This window comes from Pseudomonas sp. BP6, assembly GCF_017875935.1.
GTDB classification, from domain to species: Bacteria; Pseudomonadota; Gammaproteobacteria; order Pseudomonadales; family Pseudomonadaceae; genus Aquipseudomonas; species Aquipseudomonas putida_Y.
The window spans coordinates 2,262,585-2,277,384 of sequence record NZ_JAGINI010000001.1; the positions used below are offsets into that span (position 1 = coordinate 2,262,585).

The 14,800-nt window shown below is 62.4% G+C and carries 14 protein-coding genes; 8 read left to right on the plus strand and 6 right to left on the minus strand.

All coding sequences use genetic code 11. From position 1 onward, the window contains the following. The 6 genes from J3A98_RS10335 (at window position 1) to J3A98_RS10360 (ending at window position 6,055) form a co-directional block, all read left to right on the plus strand. Window positions 1-846 carry a MaoC family dehydratase N-terminal domain-containing protein gene (locus J3A98_RS10335; RefSeq protein WP_209965863.1) on the plus strand — a complete coding sequence of 282 codons (846 nt, stop codon included), beginning with the start codon at window positions 1-3 and terminating at the stop codon, window positions 844-846. After that, window positions 840-1,667: a CoA ester lyase gene (locus J3A98_RS10340; RefSeq protein WP_209965865.1), complete on the plus strand. Its 828-nt coding sequence runs from the start codon at window positions 840-842 to the stop codon at window positions 1,665-1,667. The genes J3A98_RS10335 and J3A98_RS10340 overlap by 7 nt, the downstream gene beginning before the upstream one ends. Then, complete coding sequence (locus J3A98_RS10345) at window positions 1,664-2,413, plus strand: electron transfer flavoprotein subunit beta/FixA family protein (RefSeq protein WP_209965868.1); 750 nt, start codon at window positions 1,664-1,666, stop codon at window positions 2,411-2,413. The genes J3A98_RS10340 and J3A98_RS10345 overlap by 4 nt, the downstream gene beginning before the upstream one ends. Then, complete coding sequence (locus tag J3A98_RS10350; protein ID WP_209965871.1) at window positions 2,413-3,342, plus strand: FAD-binding protein; 930 nt, start codon at window positions 2,413-2,415, stop codon at window positions 3,340-3,342. Before J3A98_RS10345 ends, J3A98_RS10350 begins: the two co-directional genes overlap by 1 nt. A gap of 12 nt (window positions 3,343-3,354) precedes the next feature. Next, window positions 3,355-4,557 (plus strand): acetyl-CoA C-acetyltransferase, encoded by a 1,203-nt coding sequence (locus tag J3A98_RS10355; RefSeq protein WP_209965872.1) that lies wholly within the window; start codon window positions 3,355-3,357, stop codon window positions 4,555-4,557. Window positions 4,558-4,720: 163 nt separating this feature from the next. After that, on the plus strand, window positions 4,721-6,055 hold the full coding sequence (locus tag J3A98_RS10360) for an aromatic acid/H+ symport family MFS transporter (RefSeq protein WP_209965874.1): 1,335 nt from the start codon (window positions 4,721-4,723) through the stop codon (window positions 6,053-6,055). A gap of 106 nt (window positions 6,056-6,161) precedes the next feature. Here the strand turns inward: J3A98_RS10360 and J3A98_RS10365 are convergent, their stop codons facing one another. The 3 genes from J3A98_RS10365 to J3A98_RS10375 all read right to left on the minus strand — a co-directional run bounded on the left by J3A98_RS10365 (window position 6,162) and on the right by J3A98_RS10375 (window position 8,562). Then, on the minus strand, window positions 6,162-6,830 hold the full coding sequence (locus J3A98_RS10365) for a hypothetical protein (protein ID WP_209965877.1): 669 nt from the start codon (window positions 6,828-6,830) through the stop codon (window positions 6,162-6,164). Window positions 6,831-6,950: 120 nt separating this feature from the next. Beyond that, window positions 6,951-7,586 (minus strand): SDR family oxidoreductase, encoded by a 636-nt coding sequence (locus J3A98_RS10370; RefSeq protein ID WP_209965879.1) that lies wholly within the window; start codon window positions 7,584-7,586, stop codon window positions 6,951-6,953. 58 nt (window positions 7,587-7,644) lie between these two features. Further along, a complete protein-coding gene (locus J3A98_RS10375) occupies window positions 7,645-8,562 on the minus strand; it encodes an alpha/beta hydrolase (protein ID WP_209965880.1) in 918 nt (305 codons plus the stop codon). A 171-nt stretch (window positions 8,563-8,733) separates the two neighbouring features. Between J3A98_RS10375 and J3A98_RS10380 the strand changes: the two genes are divergently transcribed. Further along, window positions 8,734-9,684: a LysR family transcriptional regulator gene (locus J3A98_RS10380; protein ID WP_209965883.1), complete on the plus strand. Its 951-nt coding sequence runs from the start codon at window positions 8,734-8,736 to the stop codon at window positions 9,682-9,684. A gap of 141 nt (window positions 9,685-9,825) precedes the next feature. After that, on the plus strand, window positions 9,826-10,977 hold the full coding sequence (locus J3A98_RS10385; protein ID WP_209965886.1) for an NADH-dependent flavin oxidoreductase: 1,152 nt from the start codon (window positions 9,826-9,828) through the stop codon (window positions 10,975-10,977). A gap of 196 nt (window positions 10,978-11,173) precedes the next feature. Here the strand turns inward: J3A98_RS10385 and J3A98_RS10390 are convergent, their stop codons facing one another. The 3 genes from J3A98_RS10390 to J3A98_RS10400 are packed head-to-tail and all read right to left on the minus strand — an operon-like array spanning window position 11,174 to window position 14,763. Then, window positions 11,174-12,331 (minus strand): CaiB/BaiF CoA-transferase family protein, encoded by a 1,158-nt coding sequence (locus tag J3A98_RS10390; RefSeq protein WP_209965888.1) that lies wholly within the window; start codon window positions 12,329-12,331, stop codon window positions 11,174-11,176. A gap of 45 nt (window positions 12,332-12,376) precedes the next feature. Next, window positions 12,377-13,534, minus strand: coding sequence for a CoA transferase (locus tag J3A98_RS10395; RefSeq protein WP_209965890.1), 1,158 nt, complete (start codon window positions 13,532-13,534; stop codon window positions 12,377-12,379). 14 nt (window positions 13,535-13,548) lie between these two features. Continuing rightward, window positions 13,549-14,763, minus strand: a complete 1,215-nt coding sequence (locus J3A98_RS10400; RefSeq protein WP_209965891.1) for a CoA transferase — start codon at window positions 14,761-14,763, stop codon at window positions 13,549-13,551. Window positions 14,764-14,800 lie beyond the last annotated feature (37 nt).

Genomic DNA, 14,800 nt, shown 5'->3' on the forward strand with positions numbered 1-14,800 from the left:
ATGAGTGAACTCGATCTTGGACAATTGCAGGGATGGGTAGGGCGACAGGAGCGTTGTTCGGCGGTCATCAGTCCTCAAATGCTTGAGGCCTATCGTGCCACCTTGGGTCCGCATCTTTGGGACGCCGATGGGTATGCACCGCCAGGCTTGCATTGGTGCCTTGCACCCAGTCCAGCAGCGGCGAGCATGGCAGAGCTGGGAGAGGACGGGCATCCGCGGCGAGGAGGGTTTCTGCCGCCAGTATTATTGCCGCGTCGCATGTGGGCGGGTGGCGAGGTGCAAACGCTTGAACCGTTGCCCATTGGCAAGCTGATTCGTCGACTATCGACAATAAGAGACATCCGTTTCAAAGAGGGCCGTAGCGGCAAGCTGTGCTTCGTGACCGTTGACCACGAACTTTCCTGTAAAGGCAGGGTAGCGATCCGAGAACGGCAGGACATCGTTTACCGCGCCCCAGCGGCTCCGGGCCCCGCACCCAAAGGCGGCGTCACGCAGGTAGGAGAATGGGAGCATTGGATAGAGACGCCTCCCACGCTGCTTATGCGGTATTCGGCGTTGACCTTCAATGCCCATCGCATCCATTACGACCTGCCCTACGCCACCGAAGTGGAAGGTTATCAAGGCTTGGTCGTACAGGGGCCATTGCAGGCCAGCCTGCTCTTCAACCTGGCGGCACGCCATGCGGGCAAGGTGCCGTCGCACTTTGATTATCGCGGTCTGGTACCGCTTATCGCCGGCCCGGTGTTTCGCGCCGCAGTATCCCGTAGCTCGCTGGGCGAGGGGTTACGTGCGTGGACGCAAGACGCAGATGGTAATGTGAACATGGAGGCAACTGCGACATGTTGAAAGAATATCGCCCGCCGTTGGCGCCCCTGTTCGTGCCCGGTGATCGCCCTGAGCGTTTCGCTAAAGCGGCCTACAGCGGGGCTGATGCTGTAATCCTTGACCTGGAGGACGCCGTAGCGCCTAACGCCCGGTCATTGGCCAGGGAGTCGGTAGCCAACCACGGGATCGATAATGTCCCTGTCATTATCAGAGTGAATGCCAGTTCAAGCGCGCATTTCCAGGAAGACCTCTCGGCACTGCGCGATGTCAGTTTCGATGCGTTGATGCTGGCAAAAGCCGAAACGGCCGCAGACATTCGCCTTGTGCATGCCTTGCTAGGCCGCCAAGTGCCGATCATCGCCTTGATCGAAACCGCTGCGGCTTTCGAGGATCTGGCCTGGTTGTTGAGAGAGCCCGGCGTTGTCCAGGCAGCGTTCGGCTCTTTGGATTTGGCCCTGGACTTGGGCTGTCATCCCAGCCGTGAAGCGTTGAGCTACTTCCGCAGTGCCCTGCTGCTGAAGTCTTGCCTGGCAGGCCTGCCATCCCCGCTGGAGGGGGTCACGACAGTATTCGATGAGCCGAATGTGGTTCTGCAGGATGCTCAGGTGGCTGCCGAAATGGGCTTTGGCGGCAAGCTGGCGATCCATCCCCGCCAAGTAGCCCCAATCATCGAAGCGTTCCTGCCAGACGCGCAGTCCGTCAATTGGGCGTGCCGCGTTCTGGAGGCCATCCGCGATGGTGGCGCTGTTCAAGTTGACGGCGCAATGGTCGATCGCCCCCTGATCGAGCGAGCACGTCGCATTCTTTCCCGTTCCAGCTCTGTTGGAGATGTTCAAGCATGAAAGTCCTCGTAGCAGTCAAGCGCGTGGTCGATTTCAACGTGAAGGTCCGCGTCAAGGCGGACCAGTCCGGCGTTGAACTGACCAGTGTGAAAATGGCCCTCAACCCGTTCTGCGAGATCGCAGTGGAAGAAGCCGTCCGGCTCAAGGAGCAAGGCATCGCCAGTGAAGTGGTAGTGGTGAGCGTCGCTTCGAACGCTGCTCAGGAGCAGTTGCGCACGGCCTTGGCCCTGGGCGCCGACCGCGCCATCCTGGTGGAGGCGAGTGACGATCTGAGCTCGTTGGCCATCGCCAAGGCGCTCAAGGCCGTGGTCGACAAAGAGCAGCCTCGGCTGGTGATCCTTGGCAAGCAAGCCATCGACAGCGACAACAACCAGACCGGCCAGATGCTGGCTGCGCTGACCGGCTATGCCCAGGGCACTTTCGCTTCCAAGGTGGAACTGGCAGGTGACACGTTGAACGTCACCCGTGAAATCGATGGTGGCCTGCAGACCCTGGAGTTGACCCTTCCAGCGATCGTGACCACTGACCTGCGCCTGAACGAGCCGCGCTATGCGTCGCTGCCAAACATCATGAAGGCCAAGAAAAAACCACTGGAGACCCTGACGCCTGAGGCGCTGGGCGTCACCATCACCTTGACGGTCAAGACCCTGAAAGTCGAAGCGCCAGCGGTACGCAGTGGCGGCATCAAGGTGAAAACCGTGGCCGAGCTGGTCGAAAAACTCAAGAACGAAGCGAAGGTGATCTGATGGCCGTCCTGGTAATCGCTGAACACAGCAATGGCGCCCTGGCCGCCGTCACACTGAATACCGTGGCCGCTGCCCGGAAAATCGATGACAACATCGCCGTTCTGGTGGCCGGCCACCAGGTCGATGCGGTCGCGCAGGCGGCAGCCAAGGTCGAGGGCGTCAGCAAGGTGCTGGTCGCTGACAACGAAGCCTATGCCAACCTGCTGGCCGAGCATGTAGCGTCCATGGTGGCGGCGCTGGGCAAGGGCTTCAGCCATGTGCTGGCCCCGGCCACCACCAATGGCAAGAACTATCTGCCACGCGCGGCGGCGCTGATGGATGTGGACCAGATCTCCGAAATCATAGAGGTGGTCAGCCCGGACACCTTCAAGCGCCCGATCTACGCTGGTAATGCCATTGCCACCGTGCAGTCCTCGGCCCCGGTCAAGGTGATCAGTGTGCGTGCCACGGGCTTTGACCCGGTAGCGGCCGAAGGCGGGAGCGCGAGCATCGAGACAGTCGAGGTGAGCCTCCAAAAGGGGTTGTCCCGCTTCGTGGGCGAGCAACTGGCCAAGTCGGACCGCCCCGAACTGACCGGAGCCAAGATCGTCGTTTCCGGTGGTCGGGGCATGCAGAGCGGGGACAATTTCAGCCTGCTGTACACCCTTGCGGACAAGCTCGGCGCCGCTGTCGGTGCCTCGCGCGCCGCAGTCGACGCGGGGTATGCCCCCAACGACATGCAAGTCGGCCAGACCGGCAAGATCGTCGCGCCGCAGCTGTACATCGCCGTCGGTATCTCCGGCGCGATCCAGCACCTGGCGGGCATGAAGGACTCCAAGGTGATCGTGGCGATCAACAAAGACGAAGAAGCGCCGATCTTCCAGGTCGCCGATTACGGCCTGGTGGGCGACCTGTTCGAGTTGGTCCCGCAACTGCAAGACGCGCTCTGAGGAGAGGCAACGATGAGAAGAGCAGCGATCGTGGCACCGCGCCGAACCGCGGTTGGGACATTTGGCGGCAGCCTGCGCGGCGTGCCAGTGGAGCGCCTGGGCGCGGAGGTGGTCAAAGCCATCCTGGCGCAAACCAGGCTGGACCCTGAGCGTATCGATGATGTGGTGTTCGCCCAGTCCTATGCCAACTCCGAAACTCCCTGCGTGGGCCGCTGGATTGCCCTGGAGGCGGGGCTGCCGGTGAGCGTGCCGGGCATGCAGCTGGACCGCCGTTGTGGCGGTGGCCTGCAGGCCCTGGTCAGCGCCGCGATGATGGTGCAGACCGGCGCCGCCGACGTGGTACTCGCCGGTGGCGTAGAGAGCATGAGCAACATCGAGTACTACAGCACTGACATGCGCTGGGGCTCCAAGGCCGGCTCCGTGACGCTGCACGACCGCCTGGATCGGGGCCGCGAGCGTTCGCAGCCGGAGCACCGCTTCGGCCGTATCTCGGGAATGATCGAGACTGCCGAGAACCTGGCTCGCGAATACGGCATCAGCCGTGAGGCGTCCGACGCTTTTGCCGCACGCAGCCAGCAACGCGCTGCCGCCGCCTGGGAGGCCGGGCGTTTCGATGACGAGATCGTACCGGTCAGCGTGCCGCAGAAGCGCGGCGAGCCGCTGTGGGTGACCCGCGATGAGGGCGTGCGTGGTGACACCACGCTCGAAAAACTGGCCGGCCTGCGCACGCTGAGCAAGGGCGGTACGGTCACCGCCGGCAACGCCTCCCAGCAGAACGACGCCGCGGCAGCCTGCCTGGTGGTGGCCGAGGATAAGCTGGAGGAGTTGGGCCTGGAGCCGATCGGCTACCTGCACAGTTGGGCGGCGGCCGGTTGCGAGCCAGCGACCATGGGCATCGGACCGGTACCGGCGGTGAACAAGCTGTTCGCCCGTACCGGGCTTGGCTTCGAGCAGATGGACCTGGTGGAGGTCAACGAGGCCTTTGCCTGCCAGGTGCTGGCGGTGCTCAAGGGTTGGGGTTGGAACGACCCGGACCGGCTCAATGTGAATGGTTCGGGCATCTCCCTGGGGCATCCGGTGGGTGCTACGGGCATGCGCATCATGACCTCGGTGCTGCATGAGCTGCAGCGTCGCCAGGGGCGCTATGCCCTGGAGACCATGTGCATCGGCGGTGGCCAGGGCTTGGCCGCCATCTTCGAACGTGTGGGGCGATAGGCAGCGAGCTTGTCGAGACTCACGAAGAACGGTTTGCCACGCGGATGGGACGGCCTTCTGGTCGGTACCTATCGAACAACAAAAACAATTACCTGAAATGTTGGGCCCGGTCCTCCTTGTCGTTGCGGACATGGGAGTCCGTGCCTGGCTGGAGGCAAGCGCAATGAGGCAAGCAACGGTTTCAACACGAAGCGGGCTGCTCGTGGTCATCCTGTGTTTCCTGACGATCGTGGCTGACGGCTACGACCTGATCATTTATGGGGCGACTGTCCCGAGCTTGATGGAAGAACCTGGCTGGAATATGACACCGGCAATGGCCGGGATGATTGGGGGCTGGACGCTGGCCGGTCTGATGGTGGGCTTCCTGTTGACCGGGTGGCTGACCGACCGGCTCGGTCGTCGCAACCTGCTCATGATTGGTGTCCTCTGGTTTTCGGTGGGCTCGGCCTTGTGCGCCACCGCGCAGTCGCCGCATATGCTCGGCGTCTTCCGCTTTTTGTGTGGTATCGGCCTTGGCGGCGTGGTGCCGTGCGCCGTGGCCTTGACGATCGAGTATGCCCCACGGCACCGGCGCCAGTTGTACAACGGTATTATGCTGACCGGTTACGCGGTGGGAGGCATCGTTTCCGCACTGGCCGCAATCGCCCTGTTGCCGGAGCATAGTTGGCGCACGCTATACGCCTTGGGAGGGTTGTATATCGTGGTTCTGCCGGTGATGTACTTTTTGCTGCCTGAGTCGGTGAATTTTCTAGTTGGCCGAGGTCGTCTCGAAGAGGCTAAAGCGCTGGCACACCGTTACGGGATGGATTTCGAACAGGTTCTCCAGGAGCAGGCCTTCCAGCACAAGGTGCAACCCGTCGCAGAGGGGAAAATTGGCTACAGGTTGCTGTTCTCCAGTGGCTTCCGAGGTGTGGCTGTACTGTTCATCTGCGGGATGTTCTGCACCCAACTGATCATTTATGGGCTCAATACCTGGTTGCCGCATCTGATGCGGCAAGCGGGCTATGCGCTGGGGTCGTCGTTGCAGTTTCTGTTGGTGCTACAACTGGGCGCGGTCGTCGGCAACCTGGCCGGTGCTGCGTTCGCCGATCGCATCGGCTCGAAGAAAGTGCTGGTGCCGTACTACCTGATTGGCGCCTTGTCGCTATTGGCGTTGAGCCAGAAGCTCGATGCGTTCTGGCTGATGTGCGCGGTGTTTGGCGCAGGTCTTGGTACCATCGGCTCGACCACTTTGCTGTATGGGTTCCTGGGAGCTTATTTCCCGACCTCATGTCGCGGCGCGGCAGTAGGCGCTGTATTGGGCATCGGGCGGGCGGGTGCGATCCTGGGGCCGATGATCGGTGGCTGGATCGTAGGCGCCAACCTTGATCATCAATGGAATTTCTATGCCTTTGCGTTGCCAGCAGTGATTGCGGCGGCAGTCGTGTCCTTTATTCCTAACCCGGTTTCCAGGTTCGATACGGCAGAAGCAGTGGGCAAGAATTGCCAGGAAGTCTGATGCCTGCAACGCCCCAATGCCCCGATGATTTGTAGTTCTTCGCGAAATCGGAAATGGCTGACAGCGCCGCCCGGGCGGCGCTCGATCGCCAGTGCAAGGGGGGCACTCAAGACCCGGCTTGGGGGCCAAACCATTGCTCATCAATGGCCTGCAACATCTGTTCGGGCGTGAGTTGCTGCGTCATGCGCCCGCGCAGCACACGCTTATGCTCGAATGACCGAGCACCACGCTCCATCACCTTTGCCTTGAGCTTGACGATGTAGTCATCGCCGATGTGGCTGTTGAAGGTGTTGAAGAGCACCACGCGTTGGCCGTCGAAGCGGTTGTGCTCGACAAACGCCCAGATCGGCGGTGCGGGGCTATAGAGCCACACGGGCGAGCCAAGCCAGACCGTATCGAACGGTTTCAGGTCGATGGTGCGCGGGGTGATGTCCGGCAGTACCTCAGGCTTCGATCTGCGTGTGTTCGCGTCCATGACGGCGTGCGCCAAGCCACCCATACCTAACCGGTAGTCGGGCGCATCCAGGGGAACCAGTGTCGCATTGAGTCGTTGGGTTACATGGCGCGCGACCAATGCAGTGTTCCCCGAGCGCGAGAAATACACCACTGCCGTTCGTGAGGTGGGCGAGATGTCCGCGGTGACCGATGCGTTGGGGTACTTGCGTTCGAACTGCCGAGCCTGGCGGCTTTCGATCCAGGTCACAGCATACAGGTAGGCGAACATCGACAGCAGCGCGAGCGCCAGCGCGGTAAGAATCCAGTGCAGTAGGGACATGGGCTATCTCATGCAGTGACCATTGGTGAATAGAGCCACCGATGACCCGATTTTCTGGCCCGGACTATTGTCCGAGCCGAAACAGTCGAGTGGTCGATCGCGTCGAGCAGAACGGCTCGCTTAGACGAAGGCAGGCTTGTCGCCATCGGTGTTGGGCTTGTTCACCCCCACGTTGGCACGCACCAGCAGGCTGGGGCTCATCACCAACTCGCTCACCAGTGCGGCCACGCTCTTGCGCGACACTTCGGTGCCCTTGAAGGGCTCATCGCGGCTGGTGACCTCGTAATCCACCTCGTCCTCGTCCTGGAGCCAGGCGGCGCGCAGGATGGTGTAGTCAGTCTCCGAGGCCTCGATCAGGTCCGCGGACGCACGGTACGGCGGCAGGTACTGTCCAATTTCATTGCGGTTCCATTCGCCAAACTTGCCTGGCACTTCGTCGTAAATGCCCAGCGAGTTCACGAAGATCAGACGCTTGACGCCCTTGGCCTTCATCACCGCCAAGATGTGCGCGGTCTGCTGGTCCACATCGCCCGCCAGGTTGGCATAAACCACATCCTGCCCCTCCATGAGCTGGGGCAGCAGCTTCTTGTCCATCACATCGCCGATGGCGATACGGGCATTGGCGGGTTCGGTGCTGGTCAGCTTCTTGGGATCGCGCACAAGCAGCGTCTGCTCGACATCCTGACGCTCGCCAAGCATCTGCACGGCATATCGCGCGATCTGGCCGCTGGCGCCCAGAATCAATACTTTGGTCATTTCAGTAACTCCTTCATTCATTGGCTGAATGCTTTGGTGACCATCTTGCCTCTCTCGCTCAGAGGTTCTGCTGATAGAACGGGATCACCTTGGCCAGTGCCTGGCCGACAGGGGCCGGCTGGTCGTACAACTCGTAGTGCGAAGTACCCTCGACGACGACCAGTTCCTTGACCTTCGAAGCGGCGCGCGCGTAGATCTCCAGGCCATCGCGATAGGCGCCGAAGCCGCCCGGCTTGTCGCCGACCACCACCATCATCGGCGTTGTCAGCAGCGTTTCGGCCAGATGGAAGGCATCCCAGCCGGCGGAGGCAGCGCGGCGCGAGAACAGCCCGCGCGTGCCGGCGTTGTCGTTGACGCAGCGGTTGCGGTAGTAGTCCGTGGCACCGAGAACATCGATGTCCGTGATCCCCGCCTGGGCGACCGCATCCATGGAGGGCGGAACGAACAGGTCAACCTTGAGCGCCTCGCTCCGGGCTTCGGCGGTGCGTTGCTGGGCCACAGCTTCCATCTGGCCAATCGGGTCGAAACCGCTGAAGCCTTCGCGGCACAGGCGGCCGTAGTTGACACCGGTGATGCTGACCAGGGCCTTGATGCGCCGCTCGATCATGGTTGCATTGATGGCATAGCCACCGCCGCCGCAGATGCCCAGCACACCGATGCGGTCGGCATCCACGTAGGGCAAGGTGACCAGGTAGTCCATGACCCGGCTGAAGTCTTCCACGGCCATGGCCGGGTCTTCAATGTAGCGGGGCTCACCACCGCTCTGGCCTTGCGTGCTGCGGTCGAAGGCGATGACGACAAACCCGGCTTCTGCCAGTGCCTTGCCATAGACATTTCCAGCGGTCTGCTCCTTGCAGCTACCGATGGGGTGGGCGCTGATGATCGCTGGGTGCTTCTTCTTCTCGTCGAAGTTTGGCGGGAAATGCAGGTCTGCTGCGATGTCCCAGTAGGTGGTCTTGATCTTGACGCTTTGCATGATGGGCTCCTGGTGGCCGTTGATAGGCCGCTGAGTGAAAATTGCCGGGTCGCATTCCTCAAAAGGACGTGCGGCCAAGCAGCGATGGAGCCACTTTAGGCTGGATCATTGATTCGTCATAGCCATCAATCTGTACTACAGTTGTATTTTAAAATTGACAATGAGCAACGCATGGATCCGTCATTACTGCCTTCCCTGGCCTGGTTTGCGCACGTCGCCCATCACCGCAGCTTCACCAAGGCGGCGGCGGAAATGGGCGTCTCACGGGCCAATCTGTCGCAGAACGTGAAGGCGCTGGAACGGCGCCTGAACGTCAAGCTGCTGTACCGCACGACGCGGGACATGTCGCTGACCGAGGAAGGCCAGCGGCTTTATGACGTGTGGTATCCGGCGCTGATTGCGGTGGAACGCACGGTGCGCACCATGCATGACGCACGCGATGAGCCTTCGGGCCTGGTGCGGGTGAATACTTCCCGCGTGGCGGCTAAAACCCTGCTGGAGCCGCATCTGGAGGAATTCTGCTCCCGCTACCCCAAACTCCAACTGGAGCTGGTCGCCGATGATGCGCTGGCCAACATCGTGGCCGACGGCTGCGATGCGGGCATCCGCGTGGGCGAGAGTCTGGCCGAGCACATGGTGGCCGTGCCGATCACGTCGGCGCTGGAGATGGCGGTGGTGGGCACGCCCGCCTATTTCGAGCGCCATGGGCAACCGGCCACCCCCGCCGATCTGGCGCAGCACAACTGCCTGCGGTTTCGGATGCCGGGTGGTGCGATCCTGCCATGGGAGTTCACTGCACCGGGAGAAGACGGGCATGCCTTCACAGTAGAGCCGCAGGGCAGCGTCATCACGAACGACGATGACGGCATGATCCGCGCCGCATTGCAGAACGTGGGCCTTATCCAGCACATCGACATTGCCGTGCAGCGACATTTGGACTCGGGTGCGCTGGTACGTGTGCTGCAGCCCTGGTGCAAGCCCTTCGCGGGTTTCTACATCTATGCGCCGACCCGCGCGCAGATGCCCGCCAAGGTGCGTGCCTTGATTGACTTCCTGGTCGAGAAGCGCGAGGGCATGGCAGCCCTGCGACAGCCGTCTTCCAAGACGAAACGGGTGCGCTGAGCGGCATTCTCACGCTTCATTGTCAATCTGGACTGAATACTGTTGTGTAGATTGGAAATCTTGGCTCGCGGCCGCTTTGGCCTCAGATTGAAGGTCTTGTGACTTTCTTTTGGGGCGCCTGCGTTGCGCCAAGGTTTCTAAATGACTTCTGAACACACCACCCTGTTCCAACCTTTCGCTCTCCATAGCGGCTTGACGCTGCGCAACCGTGTCGTCATGGCGCCTATGACCACGTGGTCTGCCAACCCCGACGGCACCGTCTCGGATGCGGAGGTGGACTATTACCGCCGCCGCGCCCAGGGCGTGGGCATGGTCATCACGGGGTGTACGCATGTGACGGAGAATGGCATCGGTTTCACCGACGAGTTCGCCGCCTACGACGACCGCTTCATTCCCAGCTTGCAGCGGCTGGCTGAGGCCGCCAAGAGTGGCGGCGCTGCGGCGGTCCTGCAAATCTTCCATGCGGGCAACAAGGCGGTGGTGGAGGCGGTACCAGGAGGTGAACTGGTGAGTGCCAGTGCCGTCAATGCACTGGCCGGCCCCTTCAACCGGGGCGATGTGGCACCCCGGGCTTTATCACGTGACGAGATTTTTGAGATGGTGCATGCCTTCGGCGAAGCTACCCGCCGGGCCATCGAAGCGGGGTTCGATGGGGTAGAGCTGCATGGTGCGCACGGTTTCTTGCTGCAGAACTTCTTCTCGCCACGCTACAACCAGCGCGATGACGAATGGGGTGGCTCACCGGAAAACCGCATGCGCTTCGCGCTGGCTGTGGTGCGGGAGGCGAAGCGGGTGATTGCCGCCCATGCCAAGGGGCCGTTTGTATTGGGCTACCGCATCTCACCCGAGGAACGCGAGGATGGCGGCTATCGAGTGCCGGACATCTGCGCGCTGGTGGATGGGCTGATTGCCGAAGGCATCGACTATTTACACGTCTCGCTCAATGACGTTCTGGGTGCGCGCCCGCTGGGAGCGGACTCCCGCCTCACCGTGGAACAGGTCGTTGCTCACGTCGACAAGCGCGTGCCAATACTTGCGGCAGGCATGCTGCGCACCCCCAAACAGGCCCAGGCCGCGCTTGACCTGGGGCTGTCGCTGGCAGGTATAGGCAAGGGGCTGGTAATGAACGCTGACTGGGTAGGATTGGCACAGTCGGGCTGCGGTGCGCAAATCCGTCAGGAACTGGATCTGGAAAAGCGCGCGGTGTTATCCATCCCCGCGGGTCTGTTGCGAGCTGTGGAGGCGGCGCCAGGGTGGATTCCTGTGAGCAAGAAGGTTGAAACAGTTGCTTGATCGGCGTTGTCGTTCGCGCCAGGGGTATGGCGTCCTGAGGCAGGAACGATGACGTTCCGTTCTTAAGTCAGTTGAATTGGCAGCCTCTCGGGGGTAAACCCGCTCCTGCAGTGAAGGTGTATGTCGTGGGTAACACCTGGTCTGTAGGAGCGGGTTTACCCGCGAAGGGCCGCATGCCGGCCCAGGTAAGTTCGTCCTAGAGCACGGCCCCTGCCGCGCGTAGGCACTGTTGCTCCTGCGCCGAGAAGCCCCAGTCGGCCAGCACCGTATCTGCATCCTGGCCAGGATGTGGTGGGGGGTTCTGGATAGCGCCCGGTGTACGGCTAAAGCGCGGCGCCGGCGCCGGCTGGAGCACACCATCAACTTCCACGAAGCTGCCGCGTTGCTGCACGTGGGTGTGCTGCGGTGCCTCGGCCAGCGACAGCACCGGCACGATGCAGGACTGGGTACCCGCGGCCAGCGCCGTCCATTCCTCACGCGTACGGGTCTTGAACACCTCAGCGAAGCGCTGCTTCATCAGCGGCCAGCCGGCCTGATCGTGCTGCGCTGGTAGATCCCGTTCCTCCAGGCCCAGCACGCCCAGGGCTTCGCGGTAGAAGCGCCCTTCGTTGGCGGCGATGCTGACGTGCTTGCCGTCCTGGGTTTCATAGACGTTGTACCAGGGGGCGCCGGAGTCGAGCCGGTTGGTGCCGCGCTCATCCTTCCAGTACCCCGCGGCATGGAAACCATAGACCAGGGTCATCAACGAGGCGGCGCCATCAACCATGGCCGCATCCACCACCTGGCCCTGGCCTGAGGCGCGCGCCTCGAGCAGAGCACTGAGGATGCCCAATGCAAGGTAAAGCGAGCCACCACCGAAGTCGCCCACCAGGTTCAGCGGAATCGCCGGCGCCTCGCCAGCGCGCCCCATGGCGTGCAGGGCACCGGTCAGCGCGATGTAGTTGACGTCATGGCCCGGCGCCTGGGCCAGCGGGCCGTCCTGGCCCCAGCCGGTCATGCGGCCGTAGACCAGGTGGGGGTTGGCACTCAGGCAGACCTCGGGCCCCAGCCCCAGGCGCTCCATCACACCAGGGCGGAAGCCTTCCACCAGCACGTCGGCCTGTTCCACCAGGCGCAGCACCGCGGCCACTGCCTCGGGCTGTTTGAGGTTCATCTGCACGCTGCGCCGGCTACGATTGAGCAGGTCGAAACGTGCATCGACAGGGGCGCCGCCATCATGGCCTGCAGGCCGGTCGATGCGCACGACCTCAGCGCCCAGGTCGGCCAGCAGCATGCAGCAGAACGGGGCCGGGCCGATGCCACCTATTTCGACGATCTTGACACCCTTCAATGGGCCTTGAGCTTGCTTGTTCATGAATCCATCCAATGAGGAGTGAAGGTGCACGGGTGCCCGCATTGATCAGGCACCTTGCAGCAACTGGTGGAGGCGTGCGTTGTCCTGGCCGATTTCGGGGGCCGAGGCCAGGGCGGGTGGACGCTGGCGGTCGAACGAAAGGGGCATGCCCACCAGCTCGATCTCGTCTTCGCCCGTTCTGCCCAGGATACCCAAGGCACGGGTTTGCTCATGGGTGTAGAGTTCTTCGGTGGTTTGCACCGAGGCGCAAGGCAGGCCGAGGGCATCGAAGTGTTTCTGCCAGTGATCGCGCCTGTGCTGTTTCATGCGCTCGCCGATCAGCCCGTCGATCGCCTTGCGGTTGGCGATGCGCCCGGCATTGGTGGCGAACCTGGGGTCGGTGGCCCATTCGGGATGACCCAGGGCATCGCACAGGCGGGCAAACAGTGTGTCGTTGGCCGCACTGATGATGGCGTGGCCGTCTGCCGCCTCGTAGGCACGGTGCGGCACGATGAAGGCCACGCCCGAACCATGTCGACCACCGGGGTTGCCGTCGGCGGCGTAGTTGGCGATACCAATGGACATCCAGGCGATCGCGGTTTCCAGCAGCGAACTGTTGACGGTCGCGCCGATTTGCTTGCGCTCACGACGCACAAGGGCGGCGGCGATACCGATTACGGCCCACATGCCGGTGCCGAAATCGCAGATGGAGACACCGGCGCGCACAGGCGCCTGGCCGTCCTCGCCGGTGAGCGTCATGATGCCGGAAAACGCCTGCATCAACGGGTCGTAGCCGGGCAGCTTGCTCAAGGGGCCCAGATGCCCATAGGCACCAACTTCGCACACCACCAGGTCAGGCTTGCGCTGGCGCAGGCTGTCAGGGTCCAGGTGGTACCGCTCGGCACTGCCCGGGCGCAGGTTGTGCAGGAAGACATCGGCATGGCCCTCGATGAGGTCATGCAGAGTGGCCAGTTGCACCGGGTCCTTGATGTCCAGGCAGATGGAGCGCTTGCCGCGGTTGATGGCGTGGAACGCGGCGCCGCTGCCTTTCCATTGGCTGGGGCCCCAACTGCGGGAGGAGTCGCCGGCCGGACGCTCCACCTTCCAGACCTGTGCACCCAGGCCGGCAAGGACGTGGCCGGCAAATGGCGCAGAAGCGCTGTCACCCAGTTCGACCACGGTGATGCCGGCCAGGGGCAGGTCTGCTCGGGGATCCTTTTGCATTGGGGGCTCCTTACTCACGCGCTGGCCGTATCGATGGAGGCTTGCACGGCACCCCCGGACTGCACCACCTGTTGGGCCTGTTCTGTCGTCAAGCCATACTCGGTCAGCAATTGCACCGTGTGCTCGCCTAGGCGCGGAGCGGGGTAGCGCTGCTCCGGTTGGCTCTCGCTCCACTGTTGCGGGATACCCAGCATGCGCAACAGGCCTTCGCTCGGGTGCTGTTGCACCTGGAAGAAGTTGACGGCTTCCATGTGCGGGTCATGCAGCAGTGTCTCAGGGGTGTTCATCTCGATGACGGGAATGTCGGCTTCAGTCAGGATGCTCAGCCACTGCGCAGTCGTCTTGGTTTCGAAGGTGTCGGCCAGGAACTTGTAGAGGTAGCCGATGTTCTCGGTACGGCCGAAGATCGTGCCGTAGCGAGGGTCGTCAGCCATGTCGGGGCGACCGACGGCGAGGAAGAAGCGCTGCCAGTGGCGGTCGGTGTAGATGTTCACGCCCAGGTAGCCATCCTGCGTCTGGTAGGGACGGCGTTCGGCACTCATCATGCGGGCGTAGCCCCAGTCGCCGATCGGCGGCTCGAAGGTATGGCCGTACAGGTGGTCGCCCATCACGAAGTGAGCGAAAGTTTCGAACATCGGCACTTCCACCGATTGTCCGTGCCCGGTCTTTTCGCGGTAATAGAGTGCCATCGCTACCGCGTTGCAGGTTGCCATACCGACGATCCGGTCAGCGATGGCTGTGGCGACGTAGGAGGGTGGGCCAGATTTGCGCGCTTGCAGCACTGGCATGCCCACAGCTGCCTGGATCAGGTCGTCGTAGGCAGGGCGGTCAGCGTAAGGGCCGTTCTGTCCGAAGCCAAAAGCGCCGCAGTAGATGATGCGTGGGTTGATCTTGCGGACATCATCGTAGGTCAGCCCGAGCTTGGCCATTGCCTTGGGGCGCAGGCTATGCAACACCACATCGGCGGAGGCCAGCATGTGCTGGAGGGCTTGTGCAGCCTCCGGGTGCTTGAGGTCCAGCACGGCACTGCGTTTGTTGCGGTTCAGGTGCAGGAAGATTGCGCTCATGCCTGAGTTACGGCAGGGTCCGACGCCGCGCGTGGGGTCACCACCGGGAGCCTCGATCTTGCAGATGTCCGCGCCCATGTCCGCCATCAGCAGTGAGGCATAGGGGCCCATGAAATTAGAGGTCAGGTCCAGTACCCGTACCCCGGAAAGTGGTCCTGCCATGTCGGTTACTCCGATTGTTGTTATTGGATATCAAAGC

What these genes read in the sequence shown, in the direction of transcription:
- J3A98_RS10335 (WP_209965863.1), top strand. Translation starts at nt 1, where the DNA reads ATGAGTGAACTCGATCTTGGACAATTGCAGGGATGGGTAGGGCGACAG.
- J3A98_RS10340 (WP_209965865.1), top strand. Translation starts at nt 840, where the DNA reads ATGTTGAAAGAATATCGCCCGCCGTTGGCGCCCCTGTTCGTGCCCGGT.
- J3A98_RS10345 (WP_209965868.1), top strand. Translation starts at nt 1,664, where the DNA reads ATGAAAGTCCTCGTAGCAGTCAAGCGCGTGGTCGATTTCAACGTGAAG.
- J3A98_RS10350 (WP_209965871.1), top strand. Translation starts at nt 2,413, where the DNA reads ATGGCCGTCCTGGTAATCGCTGAACACAGCAATGGCGCCCTGGCCGCC.
- J3A98_RS10355 (WP_209965872.1), top strand. Translation starts at nt 3,355, where the DNA reads ATGAGAAGAGCAGCGATCGTGGCACCGCGCCGAACCGCGGTTGGGACA.
- J3A98_RS10360 (WP_209965874.1), top strand. Translation starts at nt 4,721, where the DNA reads ATGAGGCAAGCAACGGTTTCAACACGAAGCGGGCTGCTCGTGGTCATC.
- J3A98_RS10365 (WP_209965877.1), bottom strand. Translation starts at nt 6,830, where the DNA reads ATGTCCCTACTGCACTGGATTCTTACCGCGCTGGCGCTCGCGCTGCTG.
- J3A98_RS10370 (WP_209965879.1), bottom strand. Translation starts at nt 7,586, where the DNA reads ATGACCAAAGTATTGATTCTGGGCGCCAGCGGCCAGATCGCGCGATAT.
- J3A98_RS10375 (WP_209965880.1), bottom strand. Translation starts at nt 8,562, where the DNA reads ATGCAAAGCGTCAAGATCAAGACCACCTACTGGGACATCGCAGCAGAC.
- J3A98_RS10380 (WP_209965883.1), top strand. Translation starts at nt 8,734, where the DNA reads ATGGATCCGTCATTACTGCCTTCCCTGGCCTGGTTTGCGCACGTCGCC.
- J3A98_RS10385 (WP_209965886.1), top strand. Translation starts at nt 9,826, where the DNA reads ATGACTTCTGAACACACCACCCTGTTCCAACCTTTCGCTCTCCATAGC.
- J3A98_RS10390 (WP_209965888.1), bottom strand. Translation starts at nt 12,331, where the DNA reads ATGAACAAGCAAGCTCAAGGCCCATTGAAGGGTGTCAAGATCGTCGAA.
- J3A98_RS10395 (WP_209965890.1), bottom strand. Translation starts at nt 13,534, where the DNA reads ATGCAAAAGGATCCCCGAGCAGACCTGCCCCTGGCCGGCATCACCGTG.
- J3A98_RS10400 (WP_209965891.1), bottom strand. Translation starts at nt 14,763, where the DNA reads ATGGCAGGACCACTTTCCGGGGTACGGGTACTGGACCTGACCTCTAAT.